At 67.3% G+C, this 19,540-nt stretch carries 19 protein-coding genes; 4 read left to right on the plus strand and 15 right to left on the minus strand.

What is annotated here, in order from left to right; translation table 11 throughout:
- Positions 1-274: 274 nt before the first annotated feature.
- From ACWV17_RS14880 to ACWV17_RS14935, 12 genes are all read right to left on the minus strand, one after another.
- Complete coding sequence (locus ACWV17_RS14880; RefSeq protein WP_455360072.1) at positions 275-1,375, minus strand: alpha-hydroxy acid oxidase; 1,101 nt, start codon at positions 1,373-1,375, stop codon at positions 275-277.
- A 47-nt stretch (positions 1,376-1,422) separates the two neighbouring features.
- On the minus strand, positions 1,423-2,769 hold the full coding sequence (locus ACWV17_RS14885) for an aminotransferase-like domain-containing protein (RefSeq protein WP_455360073.1): 1,347 nt from the start codon (positions 2,767-2,769) through the stop codon (positions 1,423-1,425).
- 3 nt (positions 2,770-2,772) lie between these two features.
- The gene (locus tag ACWV17_RS14890) at positions 2,773-3,684 is read right to left on the minus strand and encodes a prephenate dehydrogenase (RefSeq protein WP_455360074.1); all 912 of its coding nucleotides are present in this window, start codon (positions 3,682-3,684) and stop codon (positions 2,773-2,775) included.
- Positions 3,684-4,601, minus strand: a complete 918-nt coding sequence (locus ACWV17_RS14895) for a phytanoyl-CoA dioxygenase family protein (protein ID WP_455354437.1) — start codon at positions 4,599-4,601, stop codon at positions 3,684-3,686. The genes ACWV17_RS14890 and ACWV17_RS14895 overlap by 1 nt, the downstream gene beginning before the upstream one ends.
- Positions 4,602-4,664: 63 nt before the next feature.
- On the minus strand, positions 4,665-5,729 hold the full coding sequence (gene hppD, locus ACWV17_RS14900) for a 4-hydroxyphenylpyruvate dioxygenase (protein WP_455354438.1): 1,065 nt from the start codon (positions 5,727-5,729) through the stop codon (positions 4,665-4,667).
- Between the two features lie 47 nt (positions 5,730-5,776).
- Complete coding sequence (locus ACWV17_RS14905; RefSeq protein WP_455354439.1) at positions 5,777-6,295, minus strand: flavin reductase family protein; 519 nt, start codon at positions 6,293-6,295, stop codon at positions 5,777-5,779.
- Positions 6,295-7,545, minus strand: a complete 1,251-nt coding sequence (locus tag ACWV17_RS14910) for an MFS transporter (RefSeq protein ID WP_455360075.1) — start codon at positions 7,543-7,545, stop codon at positions 6,295-6,297. The genes ACWV17_RS14905 and ACWV17_RS14910 overlap by 1 nt, the downstream gene beginning before the upstream one ends.
- 52 nt (positions 7,546-7,597) lie before the next feature.
- A complete protein-coding gene (locus tag ACWV17_RS14915) occupies positions 7,598-8,728 on the minus strand; it encodes an ATP-grasp domain-containing protein (protein ID WP_455360076.1) in 1,131 nt (376 codons plus the stop codon).
- 117 nt (positions 8,729-8,845) lie between these two features.
- Positions 8,846-10,069 (minus strand): ATP-grasp domain-containing protein, encoded by a 1,224-nt coding sequence (locus tag ACWV17_RS14920; protein WP_455360077.1) that lies wholly within the window; start codon positions 10,067-10,069, stop codon positions 8,846-8,848.
- Entirely contained in the window at positions 10,066-11,124 is a 1,059-nt protein-coding gene (locus ACWV17_RS14925) for an LLM class flavin-dependent oxidoreductase (RefSeq protein ID WP_455354443.1), read from the minus strand. Before ACWV17_RS14925 ends, ACWV17_RS14920 begins: the two co-directional genes overlap by 4 nt.
- Before the next feature lie 19 nt (positions 11,125-11,143).
- A complete protein-coding gene (locus ACWV17_RS14930; RefSeq protein ID WP_455360078.1) occupies positions 11,144-12,388 on the minus strand; it encodes an ATP-grasp domain-containing protein in 1,245 nt (414 codons plus the stop codon).
- A gap of 255 nt (positions 12,389-12,643) precedes the next feature.
- Positions 12,644-12,850 carry a hypothetical protein gene (locus ACWV17_RS14935; protein ID WP_455354445.1) on the minus strand — a complete coding sequence of 69 codons (207 nt, stop codon included), beginning with the start codon at positions 12,848-12,850 and terminating at the stop codon, positions 12,644-12,646.
- A gap of 193 nt (positions 12,851-13,043) precedes the next feature.
- Here ACWV17_RS14935 and ACWV17_RS14940 point away from each other — a divergent pair, with 193 nt between their 5' ends.
- Positions 13,044-13,895: a LuxR C-terminal-related transcriptional regulator gene (locus ACWV17_RS14940; protein WP_455360079.1), complete on the plus strand. Its 852-nt coding sequence runs from the start codon at positions 13,044-13,046 to the stop codon at positions 13,893-13,895.
- Between the two features lie 67 nt (positions 13,896-13,962).
- On the opposite strand, the gene ACWV17_RS14945 is transcribed toward ACWV17_RS14940, so the two are convergent.
- Entirely contained in the window at positions 13,963-14,661 is a 699-nt protein-coding gene (locus tag ACWV17_RS14945; RefSeq protein WP_455360080.1) for an SDR family oxidoreductase, read from the minus strand.
- Between the two features lie 326 nt (positions 14,662-14,987).
- Between ACWV17_RS14945 and ACWV17_RS14950 the strand changes: the two genes are divergently transcribed.
- Positions 14,988-15,557, plus strand: a complete 570-nt coding sequence (locus tag ACWV17_RS14950; protein ID WP_455360081.1) for a GNAT family N-acetyltransferase — start codon at positions 14,988-14,990, stop codon at positions 15,555-15,557.
- Between the two features lie 182 nt (positions 15,558-15,739).
- Here ACWV17_RS14950 and ACWV17_RS14955 read toward each other — a convergent pair whose 3' ends face one another.
- Both ACWV17_RS14955 and ACWV17_RS14960 read right to left on the minus strand, forming a co-directional pair.
- Positions 15,740-15,814 (minus strand): 50S ribosomal protein bL37, encoded by a 75-nt coding sequence (locus ACWV17_RS14955; RefSeq protein ID WP_100661309.1) that lies wholly within the window; start codon positions 15,812-15,814, stop codon positions 15,740-15,742.
- Between the two features lie 43 nt (positions 15,815-15,857).
- The gene (locus tag ACWV17_RS14960; RefSeq protein WP_455360082.1) at positions 15,858-16,520 is read right to left on the minus strand and encodes a ScbR family autoregulator-binding transcription factor; all 663 of its coding nucleotides are present in this window, start codon (positions 16,518-16,520) and stop codon (positions 15,858-15,860) included.
- Positions 16,521-16,910: 390 nt separating this feature from the next.
- Here ACWV17_RS14960 and ACWV17_RS14965 point away from each other — a divergent pair, with 390 nt between their 5' ends.
- Complete coding sequence (locus ACWV17_RS14965; protein WP_455354451.1) at positions 16,911-17,684, plus strand: response regulator transcription factor; 774 nt, start codon at positions 16,911-16,913, stop codon at positions 17,682-17,684.
- A gap of 51 nt (positions 17,685-17,735) precedes the next feature.
- Positions 17,736-19,496, plus strand: a complete 1,761-nt coding sequence (locus ACWV17_RS14970; protein WP_455360083.1) for an acetyl/propionyl/methylcrotonyl-CoA carboxylase subunit alpha — start codon at positions 17,736-17,738, stop codon at positions 19,494-19,496.
- The last annotated feature ends 44 nt before the right edge of the window (positions 19,497-19,540 follow it).

The following is a 19,540-nucleotide window of genomic DNA, read 5'->3' on the forward strand; positions in this document are numbered from 1 at the left end:
GCCGTGGCCGGCGTCGGCCGGCACTCCGGCCTCGAGGCACCGCTCGCGGTCGGCCGTCCATTCGTCGGGCAGATACAGGCGGCGGTCGATGAAGGCGTGCCACGGCCTCCCCCACCGAGCCGTTGAGCACGGCCCAGTGCAGCGGCGTCCCGGGGCACCAGTGGCACGCATGCTGGAACGCGCTGGGCGGCTGCCGGTGTGGCGGCGAGGCGGCGCGCGGGGCTTTCACGCGCGTCCGGCATGACGCGTACGGCCCAGCAGGCCCTGGCGGGCGTCAGCGTGGCGAAAGATGGCCCCACATGGGATATGAGACTCCAGACCGCCCGAAATCGGCGACAGTCGGCGAGCCCATCAAGGCCATGACCTCATGAAACTCGTCGATGAGCAGTCGCAAGACCCCTGCAACCCCCTCGGCGCCAGAATGAGAAAGACCCCAGAGAGCCGGACGCCCCATCATTACCGCGTCCGCACCCATGCAAAGGGCCTTGGCCATGTCGGCACCATGCCGGATTCCCCCGTCAAGAATTACCTGACATCCTCCGTCCACGGCATCCACCACCTCGGTGAGGCATTCCGGAGCGCTCCTGGAGAAATCAAGCTGCCGACCACCGTGATTGGAGACGATCAGTCCTGAAATGCCGTGCTTGACGGCCAGTTGGGCGTCCTCCCCGGTCAGCACGCCCTTCAACACCACCGGCAAGGACGTCACTTCATGCAGCCAGGCGAGGTCCTCCCAGGTTATTGAGGGATCGAACTGCTCCATCGAGTGTCTTGCGATAGCCGATTCCCCGGCCCGGCTCCCGTGGGAAGCAGCCATGACCTCCGAAGACAAGTTGACCGCTCGTATACCCGGGGGAACCGAGAACCCGTTGATCGCGTCCCGCGGGCGGAACGCGACCCTGGGTGCGTCGACCGTCAGTACCAACGCCCGGAAGCCGGCGGACTCGGCCCGGCGGATCAGGTCGATCATCAGCTCACGGCGCTTGAGCCAGTAGAGCTGAAGCCACAAGGGGCCACTCGCGGCAGCAGCGATGTCCTCGAGAGTCCGGCTCGCGAACATGCTGACCGTGAGCAGTGCGCCGGCCTCGCCTGCGGCTCGCGCCGTCGCCACCTCGCCCTCCGGGTGGGCGAGCTGGTGGTACGCCATGGGGGCAATGCCCAACGGAGCCGCCAGCTCCGCACCCAGCAGATAAGTGCGGGAGTCGCAGCGGGAGACATCGACGAGACAACGCGGCCGCAACTGAATGCGGTCCAGAGCTTCTCGCCCCGCCGTCAGCATCGACTCGGTGCCGCTGCCGCCTGCAAGGAAGTCCCATACCGGTCCCGGCAACCGCTCCTTGGCCGCTGCCTCGTACGTATGCAGCGTCAGCACCACTCTGGCTCCGTATCTCCGTACTGTAAACGGATGTCAGTGACCCGCCATCAGGCGGTTGTGTCGGCGATCTGCGCGGTGATGAAGGCGGCCAGCCTGGCGATGCCCTCGGTGATCACTTCCGGGCTCTGAGAACTGCACGAGAGACGCAGCCGGCGGGTGCCACCACCATCCAGATGGAAGTCGCACATCGGGGTCCACAGCACGCCGAACGCGCGTGCGGAGAGCTCCAGGGCCTTGTGGTCGGCGGCGAAGGGGACATTGACAACGACGAAGAAGCCGCCGTCCGGACGATTCCAGGAGATACCGAGCTCGGCCTGGCGTTTCGCGGGGAAGTGCCGCTCCAACTCGTCGAGCAGCGTGTCCATGTTCGTGCGGTAGTAGGCGATGGCCTGGGAGTTCGCCTCGCGGAGCCGGCAGTCGCTCTCGATGAGCAGTCCGCCGATGACGGCCTGGCTGACGGCCGAGGTGTTGACCGTGGTCATGCTCTTGATCTTCGACAGCTCGTCTGCGAGCAGAGAGCGCCGGCCGGCCGGACCGATGACCTCCTGGTCGGCGATGACGTAGCCCACACGGGCTCCGGGCAGCGCCGTCTTGGCGAAAGAACCCAGATGCACCACGCGTCGGCCGTGGTCGAGGGCCTTCAGCGTCGGGCGGGCCGATCCGATCCGGACGAAGAACCCATAAGGGTCGTCCTCCAGGATGAGCAGGTCCTCGCCCGCGGCCACCTCCAGCAGACGCTCCCGGGCCGCGAGGCTCATGCTCGCTCCTGACGGGTTGGCGAAGTCCGGTACCGCATAGAAGGCCCGAGGGCGTTCACCGGCCTCCCTGCCGGCACGGACAGCCGCCAGCACCGCTTCCGGGTCGGGTCCGGTGGGGCCTTCGGGCACGGGGCGCACCCGGATACCCAGGAGCCGGGCCACACCCGTGATGCCCACGTAGCACGGCGAGCTGACCAGCAGAGTGTCCTCGGGCCGGGCGAAGAGCGCCCGCAGGGTGAGGAGCATGGCCTCCTGGCAACCGGTCGTCACCACGATCGCTTCCGGCGGGACCTGAATTCCCTCGTCGTTCGCGACCGTCCTGGCGATCAGTTCGTGGATGATCCCGTTGGTACGACCGTACTGGAACAGCTGGGTTCTCACCTGATCACGTGACCAGCCGCGTTCCTTCTCCAAGTACGTGGTGTACGTGAGGAGATGACGTGCGAGGTCCTCCGGTTCAAAGTCGCCTTCGGCGGGCCGGCCAGGAGCGAAGGAGATCGCGTCCGGGAAACGGCCGACGACCTCGTTGAGGAAGTTCATCGCATCGAGGACCGGGTCACCGAGCGATCCGTGCAGCTCGGCAAGCGACAGCGCATACGGGAGCGCATGCGGGAGCGGCGGAGCAGCTTGAGTCACCGCTCAGACTCCTCTCGGTGCGGTCGCGTAGGCCGGGATCAAGCCAAGTCCGCCCGTGCTACGTGCGGGGATCCGAGCCCGGCCCTGTACACCGCGGAGCAGGGCCGTCGAGAGCCGGTCCAGAGGGGCACGCCGCTGTTCCGGCTCCCGGGCGGTGCCCAACGCCCGCAGGGCGTCGACCACCAGGTGCACGTCGTGTGCGAACTCTGCGAGGACGTCGGCGACGGCCACGGCGTTGGAGCCGAGGATGTCCGTCCACAGCTCGACGCTGCCTCCGGCGAGGCGGGTCACGTCCTGGAGTCCTTGTCCCGCGAGCCCCAGCTGGGACTGGTCGCCCTGCAGCAGACGTGCCGCGAGCAGGCTCGACACCAGATGAGGGGCGTGGGAGGTGAGCGCGACCGCCCGGTCGTGCTCCGCATGGGCCATCACTACCGGCCGGGCTCCGCACAACCCGGCCAGCTTCTCCGCGCGCTCGACGGTCTGCACCCGAGTCTGCGGGGAGGGAGTGAGCACCCAGGGCCGTCCCTGGAACAGGTCGTCCCTCGCCGCCAGTGGCCCGGACTGCTCCCGGCCGCCCATGGGATGCCCCCCGACAAAGCGAGTCAGGTCGCAGCCGGCCTGGGCCGCCTCCCGCTGAGGCCCTTCCTTGACGCTCGCCGCATCCGTGAAGTCATGCGCGAGCTCCTGCAGCTGATGCTCCTTGAGCGCCGCCGCGACCTGCTGCGGTGGCACCGCGATGACGGCCAGATCGACCGGTTCACGAGGCCTTCCCGCGATACCGGCCCCGAGATCGGCAGCCATGCGCGCCGCTTCCGGGTTCGTGTCGATCAGATACGTGGTCACGCCCCGGCCCCGAAGGGCCAGGGCGATCGATGTACCGATCAGGCCGGTTCCGACCACTGCGGCACTTCGCATCAGTGGTTGCTCCACAGAAGGGGGAGAAACTCGGGGTCGCTGTAGTCCGGAGTGCCTTCGGCGGTCCGTCGAACGAGCACGTCGTGGTTGTAGGAGACCTGGGTGCCGTCCGAGCGGAAGAACTCGCGGTACCGGTTCTCGCCGTCCTGCAGGTGGAACGAGATGGCCCGACGCGGACGGTCACTGACGTTGGCACCGCTGCCGTGATAGGTACGGCAGTGGTGGAAGTTCACGTGTCCCTTCGGGATGAAGACCGGGATCTTGTGTACTTCGACTCCGTTGAAGGCGGCGTTCTCCTCGAGCATCTCGTCCAGCTCGCTGCGGTCGCGCTCGGCGAAGTGGAGAGAGGTGCTGTCGTTCTCGGACATCTCCTTCCACACGTGGCTGCCGTCGACCATCGTGATGGTGCCCATCTCCTCACTGCAGTCGTGGAAGGGGATGAACGCCGTCAGCATGCGCTCGGAGGTGGACGTGGCCCAGTAGTGCCGGTCGAAGTGCCAGGGCACGATGTTCGACTGCTCCTGCGCCACCGGCGGCTTGTAGATGAGGGTCGACTGGAACACCCGTATCTGCTCCGCCTCGGCAAGCCGTGCCGCCACAGCACCCAGCAGCGGCTTGCGCAGGATGCGGCCGATGGTGTCGTCCTCGTAGTGGATGTAGTCGTTGTGCCGCTGGACAGGACCGTGCTCCGGCTCCCAGTACGCCAGCTTGGGCGGGCGGACCGGCAGCGTCCGGTCACGATGGCCGCCGTAGAAGCGCTCGCCGGCGGCCTCCAGCTGGTCCACCTCCTCGTCGGTGAAGAGCTTCTTCGACAGGTACCAGCCGTGCTCGGCGTAGAAGGCGACGTCCTCGTCGGACGGGAGGAGGCTGAGTTCCTCGTCGGTCAGTGCGAAAGTCCGGGAGTCTTGAACGGTCATGGTCTTCCTCACAAGTACGTATGAGTACGTATGTCGATGGACGGGATGCGCGAGGTACCCGGGTCAGGAAGGGGCCTTCTCGCGGGCCACCGCCTCATAGAGGGCCTTGATGTTGCCGCTGCCGAAGGTGCGGGCGCCGTGCCGGTCGATGACCTCCCAGAAGTACGTCTTCCGTACGTGCTGGGACTGGGTGAAGATCTGGAACACCTGGCCCCAGTGGTCCTCGTCGATCAGTACGTTGGTCCGGCGCAGGTCCTCGACCTGGAGATTCGTGCGCGCGAAGCGTTCCTGAAGCTGCTCGTAGTAGGAGTCCGGCGTCTGCAGGAACTTGACGCCCCGGTTCTCCAGGGTCTGTACGGTGCCCACGATGTCGTCGCACAGCAGTGCCAGGTGCTGCACGCCGGCGCCGCCGTGGCGGGCCAGGAAGGTGTCGATCTGGCCGGGCTCCCGGTCGGTCACCGGCTCGATCAGCGTGAAGGTCACCTTGCCGGACGGACTCTGCACCACCTTGGAGTCCATGGCCTGGCTGCCGACCTCGATGAACTCCTCGAAGATCTGGGAGAAGCCGAAGACCTTCTCGTAGAAGGCGACCGTGGGACGGAGCTGGCCCGCGGGCAAGCAGATCGCCGCGTGGTCCACGGTGCTCAGCAGGTGCTCACCCTCGTCGGGATCCGGAGCGATGATGTCCATCACGCCGGGCAGGAACTGCTCGCGGTCTCCCGTCCGCTGGACGAACCGGTGCGCCACGTCCCCGAAGCCCAGGACCGACGCGGTGACGACCTCGGTGCCGTCCTTGCTGTGGACGACGGGCTGCTCGACCGGGGTGGCACCCCGCTCCACCGCCGTCGCGAACGCCTTGGCCGCGTCGGTGACCTCGAATGCGATGTTGGCGACGCCGTCGCCGTGCTGCGCCACATAGGACGCCGCCGGGTGGGTGGGTCTCAGGGCAGAGGTGAGAACGATCTCGATACCGCCCTGACGCAGCAGCAGCGAGCGGTGGTCGTCCTGCCCGGTCTCGGGACCGGCCTGTCCACATACGCGGAAGCCGAACGCGGTGCAGAGGTAGAACGCGGACTGCTGGGCGTCCCCGACGTAGAACTCGACGTGGTCTACGGCTCCGATATCCATGCGATGCCTTTCTGTTTGAATTATCGACAGGCGATGGTCGACGCCCTTTAAATAGCCGACAATTCTTGCGCGTCGGCATTCTGCAGCGACCAGACGCCGTAGTCGCCCCTGCGATAAAGCAATGGTTCGCGAGGGAATACTCCGGCGCCTTCCACCCGGGCGATGAAGAGCCAGTGGTCGCTCACCTCGATCGCACTCTCAACCCTGCATTCCGCATAGCTCAGGGCGATGTCGAGGAGCAGCGGCGCGCCTTCCGCGACAACTGAAGGCTGCCATTTCAAATCGGCGAACTTGTCCGTGGCCTTGCTCGCGAACACCTGTGAGGCGGCCCGCCCGGACGCAGAGAGGAAGTTCACCGCAAACGCCTTCGACGACATGATCGCCGGCAGAGTCCGGGACCCCTTGCCCACGGATATGAGCAGCATCTGCGTCGCTGCCGACACAGCGCACACCGCGTTGCTGGTGAATCCGAACGGCTTACCTTCCTCATCCGTTGCCGTGACAATCGCAATCGGGGTCGGGAACGAGCCGAAGAGTTCGCTGAACCGTACAGAACCCACGTCCATCAAGCTCCTCCTGCGTTCGCGTCCACGAGAGACACTTCCCGTGCGGCAATTGCGCGGCCGAAAGCACGTACCGTCAACGGCAGCATGATCGCGCCGAATCCGGTGAGTGCTATCGCCAGTACGGCGACAAGCCGTTGCGGGCCCACGCTGGATCCGAAACCGGCTACGAGAAGGCCGGCGAGGGGCAGGGCCAGCATGTTGAGCAGATAGAAGGGCCCCATCACCTTGCCCAGGTGCTCCTCTGGCAGGACCTTGATCCGTTGCGTGCGGTTGAAAACGTTGAAGTAAGTCACGCCGAGCATCGCCGCAACGAATGCCGCACCATACAGCAGCATTGAGGAAGCGAACCCGATAAGGAGCAGGCACACGCAGAGAAGAGCGAGACCGAAGATTCCGAGGATCCGAACGTCGACGTATCTGAGCAAGGATGGGATCACCAGGAGATTGATGATTCCCAGTACGCCGACGCAGATGTTGAGCAAGGCAAACGTGGACTCGGGTGCGTGGAACACGCCCGTGACAAGTGCGGCATTGGCACTGAGCACCACGGCGAAGACCAGGTTGATCGAGAAGTTGAGGCTGGCCAGCAGGACGAGCGGTCGGCTGCGTCCCAGGAGTGACCAGCCCAGGCGGAGCTCGGCAAGCGTCTCTCGCGCTCCACCGCTGCTGGGCGACCGCAGCCCGCGAGGCAGCGGTAGCCAGCAGGCCGCCGCCGCGAGGAAGATCGCTGAGGCGCCGCCCAGGAGCCAGATCTTGTCGATGAAGGCCACGCCCAGCATGGCCAGGGCGGGGCCGACGGCCATCGCCGACACCTCCATGCTCTGGACCAGGCCCTGAATTTTCGCCAGCTCCGTACCCTTGGCCAGTTGCGGCACCACCTTCTCGACGGACATCCGTACCGGCGCCATCAAGAGGGAAAGCAGCGCCCCGGAGGTCATCAGGATCGGTGTCAGCAGGGAAGGGGCGGCCAGACAGCCGACGAGGGCGCCGCCAAGGACGACGGCCCGGCCCGCGGTGACGAAGCGGAACAGCCGTGCGCCGCCGTCCCGATCGGCGAGGAGGCCGGCGAACGGATACGCGAGCAGGGCCGGAAGCCACTCGATCACATAGGCGAATCCGAGAGCAGATACGTCTTTGGTGTCCTGAAAGATAAGCAGAGGCACAGCGAACAAGATCATCTGCTCTGCGACGATTCCGAGGAGAACACCGCAGGCGAAAAGCCTTTGGTGCAGCCGTGATCGCGTGGTCATCAGATTGGGTGCTCCCTTTTGCTCCGCCGGCCGCAGATCGGCGGGAGACTCGTCACTCCGACACCGGAACGGTTTCGAGATGGAAACCGGCGATAATCTTCCGAATGTCTTCTTCCACGGTCGCCTCATCCCCGGTCAGGATGAACCGCCCGCTGTGCACCGCGTCGTAACTGCCCCCCGGAAGCAGGACTTCACCTGGGCTCGGCACCAACTCGCGCCAGATCGTGCCGAAATCCCCGCGCATGGAGGTCGCCGTGACGACCCGTGCCGGCAGCCCGTCCGGTTTCGGGATGATCAGCCAGCCGCCCGACGGATCGCCTGTCATGGGCGGGAGCGTCACCCGCCCCTCGCAGAGGGCGTCCAGCCAGACCTGGAAAAGGTTGACTCCGAAGAGCTTTTCCGTGAGATACGGCACCTCGGCTCCGCCGATGCGGCCCGCGATCTCCAGGAAGACCAGGTCTCCGTCCGGAGTGACGAAGAGTTCGAGGTGGAACGGCATGGAGGTCATGCCCAGAGCCGAAATGCACTGCTGCGCGAATTCTTCTATGCGGCTCCGCAACGCGGACGCCTGGACGACGACCGAACCGAGCGGCTGCCCGCCGGCCTCGAAGGACAGGCAGTCATTGATGTAGCGGGACACCGCCATGAACGGGATCTGCGAATCTTCGCCGGCGAACCCGTCCACGTGGTAGATGGGCCCCTCGATGAACTCCTCGAGTTCGTAGTCGCCGGTGTCGATCTGCCCCAGCAGCGTCGTGAGCGTGCCTTCGTCCTCGACGCGGTGCACTCCCATGCTCGCCGCCCCGGACACCGGCTTGAGTATCAGCGGGAACCCGGTCGTCCGAGCGAACCCCACCGCGGACTCCGCAGGGTCACAGGAAGCGAAGAGAGGCACACGTATGCCCGCCTCCGCCACCACTTCCTTCATCCTCAGCTTGTTGCGGTAGACCGCCACGTCCTCAGGACGCGGGCCGGGGATGCCAAGTGCCTCGCGGACCTCAGCCGCTATGCCGAGGGTGAATTCGGACACGGCGATGAGCTGATCGACCGGCCCCACCTGATCCGCGATCTTCCGGACCGCTCCGCAAAGCGCCTCGAAGTCGTTGACGTCCTCGATCTCGACGAGACTGGCGATCTGCGAGGGATCTGCGAGAACGCCGGTGACGCCGACCGGGTCGACCACGTAACTGACGCGATGCCGCTCATGGTCGATGAGCTCCTCGAAGCGGCCGAGCGAGAAGTCCCAGCGGTGCCCGTCGCGGAACCTCGGCCAGCGATTGACGACAACAATGTGCACGGGTCACTCCTCAGTCGCCGCGGGAACCGTCTTGATCGACAGGGTTCGCCGGGTGAACTCGATTGCTTCTTCCAGCTCCTCGGGCGAATCCGCGGCGAGCACCGCGTACGCGGTCCGCTGCAGGGAGGAGGAAGTCCGTCCGACGGTGTCGCCGACCGCCACCTTGAACGCGGCGTCCACGACGGCAGGGTGACTCCGGACCGTGTCCAGTCCGTCGAGCGCGATCACCTGGCCGGGGTCGGAGACCACGAAGAGGCTGGCCGCGTGCCGCACCGGCCCCTCCGGCGGCGGTGGCAGTTCGGCGCCGACGGCGAGTCGCACCACCATCTCGAACCAGTCGATCCCGTACGCCAGGGAGCACAGCTCCATGATGTAGTCGCCGGGAGTGCGGACCGCCACCTCCATCACCGCAGGCCCTGAACTCGTCAGCCGGAACTCCAGATGGACGATGCCGGTACGCATCCCGATGGCCGAGAGGACAGACCGGCCGAGTTCGGCGACACGCTCGGCATCCTGCGCCGACAGGGGCGCCGCGGCCCGGTGCTCCAGTTCGACGAAGTTGGGCGCGCCCGTCGTGGTCTTGGCGGTCACGTTCGCGAACCAGACCTCGCCGTCACGAACCAGGGCTTCCCAGCTGTACTCGGGCCCCTCGATCGCCTTTTCCACCAGCAGCGGCCGCTCCGAGGCCCGCCGCAGCGCGGCACTCTCGAAGGCGGCGGCATCGGCCACGAGCTCGACGCCGTCGCTGCCGGCCGACGACAGCGGTTTCACCACCACGGGAAGGCGGGCGCCGGCCCAATCCGCCGCATCCGACAGGTCGTTCGTGAGGAGGTACTCGGGCTGGCCGACCCCGTGGGCGCGAAAGCGTCCGCGCTGCAGTGCCTTGTTCCGCGAGATCACGGCTGCCTGGAGCGACGGCCCCGGCAGACCGAACCGGTCCTGAGCCATGGCCGCTCCGAGGACGTGGGACTCGGTGAACCCGAAGATTCCAGTCGGCCGGCTCTTCTCCACGGCGGCGTGGACGGTCTCGGCCCACAGCTCGTCCAGCGAGCCGTACCTGCCCTGGCTCGGCTCGACTTCATCGACCAGGTGCTCGATCGCCCCGGCCCAGTCGTGCGCCTCGACTGCGCGCACGCGCAGGCCCAGCCGCCGGGCGGCCGCAGCATAGGGTCGGCCCATGAATCCGACGCCGACGAGCAGCAGCTCGCGGTCATCCTGCTCGCTCATGACGACTGCTCCTCGAGGCGCCGGATCAGGGGGACCACGTTGGTGAAGAAGTTCCTCATCTCGTCCCGGGTCGGCCATCCGGAGAAGATGAACTCGCTGATGCCCGCGGCCTTGTAGCTGTGGACGTACTGGGCCACTTCCTCATGGCTGCCGACGATGCACAGTGCCGGACCGCCGCGGTAGGCAACGGCACCGGTCCAGATGTAGGGCGACAGCCATTCGTCGGTCGCGCTGTCCGCGAGCCGGTAGGAGGACTTCACCGCTTCGGAGTCGGTCGTGTTCACCCACTGACGGATCCACGCCTCGTGGTTCTCGTCCGGATTGCGCATGAGGTGGGCGAGTTCGGCCACCGCCTCTTCGCGCGTGGGCCGGGACAGCACGTGCATTCTGGTGCCCACCCGGCACCCACCGTCGATGAGCGGCCGGGTCGCCTCGGCGAGCCCCTCGGGGGTGTCTCCGTAACGCAGCCAGCAGTCACCGGAAGCCAGCGCCGTCTGCTGTGCCACGGCGGACGCCCCACTGATGTAGATCTCGGGCCTTCCGCCGCCCTTGTGACCGAGGCCCAGCGCCGCGTCCTTGACGGTGTAGTGCTGCCCGTCGTAGCTCAGCGGCGACTCGCCTTCCCAGAGGCCCCGAATGACCTCAAGGAACTCATTGCACCGCGCGTACCTCTCGTCATGGCTGAGGAAATCGCCGTAACCGGCCTGCTCCGCAGGCGAGATCCCGGAGACGATGTTGAGGGAGATGCGCCCGTCCGTCATCCAGGACAGGGTGTTGACGACCTGCGCGAAGAGGGTCGGCGACATCAGGCCCGGCCGGTAGGCGAGCATGAACTTGACGCGGTCCGTCACCTGCGAGAGAGCGCCGAGCACCGGGAGCGGATCGGGCAGGTAGTTGGATATCCCGAACAGCAGGCTGTCGACGCCGAGTTCTTCGGCTTCCTGGACGAAGTCGATGACTTCACCCATGTCGAGCGCGCCGATCTTGTAGGTATCCGTCGGCGTCGCCTGCCCCGTGTCGGGGGGCGAGCACCAGTGAAAGCGCAGAGCGTCCATATTGGTTTTCCCTTCCATTTCAGGCGCGGAGCACGCGCACGCGGTCACCGATCTCGGACCAGCGTTCGTGGGCCTCTTCAGGGGAATCCGCGGTGAAGACGACGGCGGCGATCCGGCAGCTGTAGTCCGCTTCATCCGTCTTGATTCCGGCGCCCGGTTGTACGAGGACCGGGCTCGCCACCACCCACGGCTCGGCCGTCAGTTCCTCCCAGCCGTCGAGCCGCGCGTACGAACCCGCTCCGCCCGCTGTCAGAAAGCGAATCCCGGCCGCCTTGGCGACAGGTTCCCGGTATGCCCCCGCACTCGCCGGGTCAGCGGCGGTGATGTCCGCGAGGACCCTTCCCGGCAGCACCAGGCCGGTGGCCATTTCCATGAGGTCGGTGATCTTGTCACCGGGCAGGCGCGCAGCCACCTCCATGAGGACCGGACGGCCATCGCTGAGACGCAGCTCGCAGTGGAACGGCCCTGTCGTGATCCCCACTGCCCTGACGACGCCCGAAGCGTACGATGCCAGCTCATGACGGGTGGGTTCGTCGAGCGGGGCCGGCGTGAGGTGCCCGAGCTCCAGGAATCGCGGCTCGGGGCCGAGCAGCTTTCGCGTCACTGCCACGACGACCACTTCGCCGTCGCGCACATAACCGTCGGCGCTGTACTCCGTACCGGGCACGTACTGCTCGAGGATCGCGTCGGTGGTCAGTGCCCGGTCGAACTCCAGCCCTTCTTCGGCGTGCATCGCGGCCACCGCCGCGTGTACCTCTTCCGGGGTGTCAACACGCGACACGTGGACGCTGCCGCCGGAATCGACCGGCTTGATGACGGCGGGGAAGCCCACGTACGTACACGCTTCTTCGATGTCCGTCAGATCGCGGACCACGGTGAACTTCGGTACCTCCAGGCCGGCCGCGGCCACCGCCTCGCGCATTCTCGCCTTGTGCCGTACCTGGTCGACGGCAGCGGGGTTCAGACCGGGCAGACCGAGCCGGGCGGACAACTGTGCGGCGGCCGGCACATAGTATTCGCCGCCGGCGACAACGGCATGGATGGCGTTCCGCTGGTGAGCTTGAACGACAGCAGCCTCCAGGGCAGCGCTGTCATTGGTGTCCACCGTGATGATCTCCGTGGCGAGAGATCGCACGGCGTCGGCGACTCTGCGGCCTTCGCTTTCGAGGGAGGCCACCAAGACATCCCAGCCGAGGGAATGGGCATGAGCGACATAGGCGTTCGCGGAGAACGCCGGCTGCACCACCAGGACACGATAAGACACAGAAGTTCCTCGAAATCTAGCTCTGAGCTCGGCGATGGTTCGCATGGAGAGAACTCGCGACCAGGTCCCAGCACGGCGAGATTCACCATCGTTCATGGGCACGAGTGAATGACAACAGGCCGCGAAATGTCGCGCATGCCTTCGGCAATCCATAGAAGCTGACGGACGAGATGACGTCGGTTCGGCTGTGGTGATTGCTGCTCGTCAAGGTGACTGGTCAGACAGTCACGGTCACTCTCGCTATGTCATGCGCGGTCAGGAAGCGACGCCGGGCTTTGCCACATTCCAGCCGACGTCGCCGGCATACAGCGCACTCGAGCCGGTGCTCACCACCGCCGGCGCTCCGACCATGGCCACCGACCACAAGCCGAGCCCGAGGGTTACCGCGACGACGGCGCCGGTGACGTTGCCGCGGAACGCGGCACGGGCGGCGCGGGTGAACACTGACAGATTCTTCAGCATGAAAACCAAGCTCCTCTTACAGTTTTCGGTGCAACTGGAAGGGAGGCTGGACCAGATCTCTCCCCCCAGAGATCTCACCTCCAATGTCTCGTGGCCGCCCCCGGCAGGCAAAGCTCTAAGATGGTTCGGGTTTCCGCAGTACCGAAAGCCGCATGGTCCATAACCAAGCAAAACGGGCACAACAGGGGGACAAGTGAAGGCCACAAACGACTCGGAAGACGATGAAAACTCCCATAGTCACCACCAGCTCGTCGCCCCGGCGAGCAGCTCGACGGAGCCGGAAAAGTTCCTCCGCGGAATGGCCGAACACCTGGCAAACCTGAGCCGTCTCACGGATGAACACGTCAGCCGGCTGAGCGGTGCGTTGCCGGCAGCCGACGGCCGGCGCTCAGACATCCGCTACATCCACGGCCTACCCAATATCACTCAGGCAATCAGCGAAGCTCTCTCGGGAGCTATGCGGGAAATTCTCACGGCACAGCCGGACGGTTCCCGCCCGAGCGGAGTCCTGAAGGAAGCCCTGGAAAGCGTGCGGCGTCACATATCCGCAGGTGTCGCCATGCGGACGCTGTATCAGCACAGCACGCGTTTCGATGAGGCGACCAAGGAATACGTGCGCGAGGTGACGAAGCATGGGGCGTCAGTTCGTACACTCGACGAGTTCTTCGACCGCCTCGTCATCGTGGACGACGTCGCATTCATCGCCACGAACGAGGACCGCACTTCCGCGGCCGCGGTGAGGGAGCCGGCCGTCGTGAGGTTCCTCCGCGACACGTTCAACAGGTCGTGGGACCGGGCGCAGCCCTTCCCCTTCGTCCCGCACCACGCGGCGAAGGCAGCAGACGAGGTCATGCCCGCAATCCGCGAGTCGATCAAGCGCCTGCTGGTCGAAGGCTACTCGGACAAGCAGATAGCTCGGCGCCTCGGTATCAGCGAGCGGTCGGTGCAGACGCACATCGCGTCCATGAAGCAAGAACTGGGCGCACGTAACCGGTTGCAGATGGGCTACCTGTTGGGCAGGAACGGTACGGCTTTCGTGCTGTGACCCAACTCAGCCAGTGGACGGGCGACGAGACCGAGTGTCCCGTCGCCCGGCACATGACAGCGCGAGGTCAGTTGATCTGGCCGACCGGCCGCATGGTGAGGTGGTTGATGTCCACGCCTTCGGGCTGGTTGATGGCGAAGAGGATCACCTCTGCGATCTGCTCGGCGCTCATCGCCGGTGCCGCCTCGGGGCATCCGCCGCGCTTGTCCCAGAACGGGGTGTCCACGATCCCGGGGGCGACGAGGGTGACGCCGACTCCGTCCTTGGAGACCAGGAGCCGGGTGTTCTCGGCCAGGGCGTGCGCGGCCCACTTGGTGACCGAGTACAGGTTGCCGGGCGTGTTCCTGACGCCGGCGACCGAACCGACGATCACGATCCGGCCCTTGGACTCCCTGAGGTGGGGCAGTGTCTCCCGCACCAGCAGAGCCGGGCCGAGGACGTTGGTGAGGACCATGGCACGCATCGCCTCGGGGTCGTGGTCCTCCAGGGTGCCGGGCAGGGAGAACCCGGCGTTGGCGATAACAGTGTCCAAACGGCCCCACGAGCCCACGATATGACGCACAGCGGAGGCGATATGGCTCTCGTCGCTGGTGTCACCGGTGAGCGTCAGCAGCCGCTCCCCCGCTCCGGCGGAATCAGCGAAGGCAGCCAGTCGATCGGCGTCGCGACCGGTGACGGCCACGCGGTGGCCCTGCTTGATCAGGGCGCGGGCGGTGGCGGCACCGATTCCGGTCGAACCACCAGTGATCAGCGTGACGGGTTCCATGGGGCGGCCTCCTCATTGATGGCGGGCATCGGCGGCCATCCAGGGTTCCAGGTGGCCGCTCCCGGGACGCGGTGACAGACGAACGGCCGGCGTAAGGGCAGTTGGAGAACTCCTCCGGCATACCGCCGGCGGTCAGCCGCTCGTTCTTGGCCTCGATGCCCGTACTGTAGCTGCACGCACCGGCTGGTGCTGCGGCGATCCCTGCACCCCAACCGGCGCGGCAAGTACGGCGGGTGCCACCGTCGTTGTCGGGTCGGCGGCCAAGGCCCGCTTGGCCAGCAGAGTGTTCAGCAACGGCGACAGCGTTCCCCTCCTGGAAGGTGACGATGTACGCGATATCCCTGGGCGACGACGGTGCCGAGCTGTGCCCGCTCGAGCCGTGGCAGGCCGAGGAGTTCCTGGCCCACGTGGACCGGGGCCGGGAGTTCATCGGGCAGCACAACGGGCTGCCCGACGTCGTCACGGACCTGGAGTCGAGCCGGGCGTTCCTCCAGGCGTACGCGGACAAGGCCGCGGCCGACGCCGGGCGGATCTGCGGGATCCGGACGGACGGCAAGCTGGTCGGCGCGGTCATCTTCCGGAGGATGGACGTCGGACAGGGCACCGCCGAGGCGGGCTGCTGGCTGGAGCCGTCGGCGGTCGGCAGGGGGCTGGTGACCCGGGCCGCGCGCGTGATCATCGACTGGGCGGTCGAGGAGCGGGGCATCCACCGCGTGGAGTGGTGGGTCTCTGCGGCGAATGAGCCCAGCATCGCCGTGGCCCGGCGGCTCGGGATGACGAGGGACGGCGTGCTGCGGGAGAGCTACCTGTACCGGGGCGAGCGGCACGACGAGGAGATCTGGTCGGTGCTTGCGCCGGAGTGGCGGGCGGGCAGGCAGGCGTCCCCGGTCATGTGAGCTTGGGGAACGCTTCCTGGTCCCGGCGGATCCGTGGGCGGCCCCGCCGCCGGCACCCGGCCCGGAGCCGTGCGAGGTGCCGCGGCGGGCGGCGACGGGCTTGGGCAGCCCTTGCCGACGGCTGCCGCCGCGTCGGCGGCGGGGCTGAGCCGCCACCGATTCCTCGGGCGGGCCCCGGCTGATCAGGCGTTGGGGCGCTTGCCGTGGTTGGCCTTCTTCTTCTTGCGGGCGCGGCGCTTGTTGCCTCGCTTGGCCATGGTGCATACCTCCCTCAACAGGACTTTTCGTGCCTTCGCCAGTCTAGATTCGGCTCGCGGGCTCCGCATCAGCCAGGCCCGGGGCCGTCCACGTGTCGGCGCCGGCCGGGTTCAGGAGGGGGAGCGCCTCCGGGACGGCCAGGCGGGGCAGCATCAGCTGCCAGAAGCCGGTCAGTGAGTACGGGGACAGCCACGCCGGGTCGCGGCGCCCGAGCACCTCGAACCCGGTCGTCGCCGCCACGATCGCGGCGGCCATGTCCTGGCGGGAGACACCTTCCGCGAGGGCCCCCTCGTCGGCGGCCTCGTCCAGCAGTTCCTGCACGCAGCTCTGCCACTGCTCGCGCAGGTCCGGGTCGGTGATCCGGTCGCCGTCACAGCTGAGCCGGAACCCGGCCCGGGTCACCGCGTCGTGGCGCAGCAGATCCGCGAGGGCGTGCGAGGTGTCGGTGAGGGCCTGCAGGGCGGTGGTCTTCCTCCGGCGGATACCGCGGGACGCGGCGCGCAGGCCGCGCGACGCCTCCGCCGCCACGGCCGAGGCGACCGCGGCCTTGTTCTCGAAGTGGAAGTGCAGCGCACCCGTGCTGACCCCCGCGCCGGAACTGATCAGTGCCAGGCGCGCCTGGACGTACCCGTGCTGCTCGAAGACGGCCGCCGCGGAGTGGATCAGCGCTTGGCGCGTACGGGTGGCGCGTTCCTGCTTGGTCAACGGAGCCTCCCCTCGGGGCGGGAGCGGAGGACTCGGCCTGCGCGGGAGGCCGCAGGAGCCGGAGGCCCCTGACCAGGGAGGTGGGACTGCATCATGGGTGATATCAAACCAACTTCCTGGTTTTATTTCTAGTGGGTGAACCCTTATGGAGCAAAAAACCGGGGCATTGCCTTCCGGTTAAGCCCATGTCGCGATCGGGAGGCCCCGGGTCGAGGTACCTTGAATGACAGTAACTCCCCATATTTACGGGCAAGTTGACTCACCATCGGCGTGGTGACCGGGAGGGGCTGTGCGATGTTCGCCTCTTTGACAAACCGGCGCAGCGGTTTGTAATCTGCTTCCAAACGGAGGCTCGCGGCCCCTCGGTCGCGTGAAGTGCAGGAGCAGTAGATGAAGCAGCCCAGTGCCAACCTTCTCGAAGCCCGCATACCGCGACAGGTGACCGCCCGCGTCCCCGTCCCCCCACCACCTCCCGTCCCGGGCCCGGGAGACGCGCGGACCGCGCTGCGCGTGCTCGTGGTGGAGAACGAGCCGCGCGCCGCCGAGTTCCTGGTCCTGGGCCTGCGTCGGCACGGATACGGGGCCGACAGCGTCGACACGGGCGCCAAGGCACTCCAGGCACACCGCGATGCCGACCTCCTGCTGCTCGACCTGGACCTTCCCGACCTGGACGGACTTGAGGTCTGCCGGGGCATCAGGGCCGACTGCGACACCCCCGTCATCGCCGTCACCGCCCGCGACACCGAACTCGACCGGGTTCTCGGGCTGCAGGCGGGGGCGGACGACTACATGGTCAAGCCGTACGGATTCCGCGAGTTGATGGCCCGCATCGAGGCCGTCATGCGCCGGGCGCGTCCCCAGCCGCCGGCCATGCAGGTCATCACGAGCGGCCCGCTGGTGATCGACGCGCGCACCCGCGAAGTCCGCCTGCACGATCGTCCGGTCGAGGTGACCCGCAAGGAGTTCGACCTGCTGTATCTGCTCGCCTCCCAGCCCGAGAACGTCATCTCGCGCAAGCAGCTCATGACCCAGGTCTGGGACGACTCGTGGTCGCGGCCGGGCCGCACCATCGACACCCACGTCAGCAGCCTGCGCGGGAAACTCGGATCGAGCAGCTGGATCATCACCGTCCGAGGTGTCGGATTCCGCCTCGGTCACGCGTGACGACTCCAGACGACCCCAGACGACCCAACGAGCCAGGAGAAATGAGCCATCGTGCGCAAGGTGCTCATCGCCAACCGAGGCGAAATCGCTGTCCGCGTTGCCCGGGCCTGCCGGGACGCTGGGATCGCGAGCGTAGCCGTCTACGCCGATCCGGACCGGGACGCTCTGCACGTCCGCGCGGCCGACGAGGCGTTCGCGCTGGGCGGTGACACCCCGGCCGCCAGTTATCTGGACATGGCCAAGGTGTTGCAGGCCGCGAAGGACTCGGGTGCGGACGCCATCCATCCCGGCTACGGATTCCTCTCCGAGAACGCCGACTTCGCTCAGGCGGTTCTCGACGCGGGTCTGACCTGGATCGGCCCGCCCCCGCAAGCCATCCGCGATCTCGGCGACAAGGTGGCGGCCCGTCACATCGCCCAGCGCGCCGGCGCACCCCTGGTCGCCGGCACCCCCGACCCCGTCTCCGGGGCCGAGGAGGTCGTCGCCTTCGCCAAGGAGCACGGCCTGCCGATCGCGATCAAGGCCGCCTTCGGCGGCGGCGGCCGCGGCCTGAAGGTCGCCCGCACCCTCGAAGAAGTCCCGGAGCTGTACGACTCCGCCGTCCGCGAGGCCGTCGCCGCCTTCGGCCGCGGCGAATGCTTCGTCGAGCGCTACCTCGACAAGCCCCGCCACGTCGAAACCCAGTGCCTGGCCGACTCCCACGGCAACGTGGTCGTCGTCTCCACCCGCGACTGCTCCCTGCAGCGCCGCCACCAGAAACTGGTCGAGGAAGCCCCCGCGCCGTTCCTCTCCGAGGCGCAGAACGCCCAGCTGTACGCGGCGTCCAAGGCCATCCTGAAGGAAGCCGGCTACATCGGCGCCGGCACGGTGGAGTTCCTGGTCGGCACCGACGGCACGATCTCCTTCCTGGAGGTCAACACCCGCCTCCAGGTCGAGCACCCGGTCACCGAAGAGGTCACCGGCATCGACCTGGTCCGCGAAATGTTCCGCATCGCCGACGGCGAGGCCCTCGGTTACGGCGACCCCGAACTGCGCGGCCACTCCTTCGAGTTCCGCATCAACGGCGAAGACCCGGGCCGTAACTTCCTGCCCGCCCCCGGCACCGTCACCCACTTCGCTCCGCCGTCCGGCCCCGGCGTCCGCCTCGACGCCGGCGTGGAGTCCGGCTCGGTCATCGGCCCGGCCTGGGACTCCCTGCTCGCCAAGCTGATCATCACCGGCGCGACCCGTGAGCAGGCCCTGCAGCGTGCGGCCCGTGCGCTGGCCGAGTTCAATGTGGAGGGCATGGCCACCGCCATCCCCTTCCACCGCGCGGTGGTCGCCGACCCCGCGTTCGCCCCGGCCAAGGGCCCGTTCACCGTGCACACCCGGTGGATCGAGACCGAGTTCGTCAACGACATCCCCGCCTTCACCGCGGCCGTCGACACCGACACGGACGAGGAGCCGGGCCGCGAGACTGTCGTCGTCGAGGTCGGCGGCAAACGGCTGGAAGTCTCCCTGCCCTCCTCGCTGGGCATGTCGCTGGCCCGTACCGGCCTGGCCGCCGGCGCCAAGCCCAAGCGCCGGGCGGCGAAGAAGTCCGCCTCGGCCGCCTCCGGCGACACCCTCGCCTCCCCCATGCAGGGCACCATCGTCAAGATCGCCGTCGAGGAAGGCCAGCAGGTCAACGAGGGCGACCTCGTCGTCGTCCTCGAAGCCATGAAGATGGAACAACCCCTCAACGCCCACCGCTCCGGCACCATCAAGGGCCTCACCGCCGAAGTCGGCGCCTCCATCACCTCCGGCGCCCCCATCTGCGAAATCAAGGACTGAACCCCGTCCCGGCCGTGCCGGCGGCCGTCGAGCCGGTCCGCCTC

Source organism: Streptomyces mabaensis, from assembly GCF_053763515.1.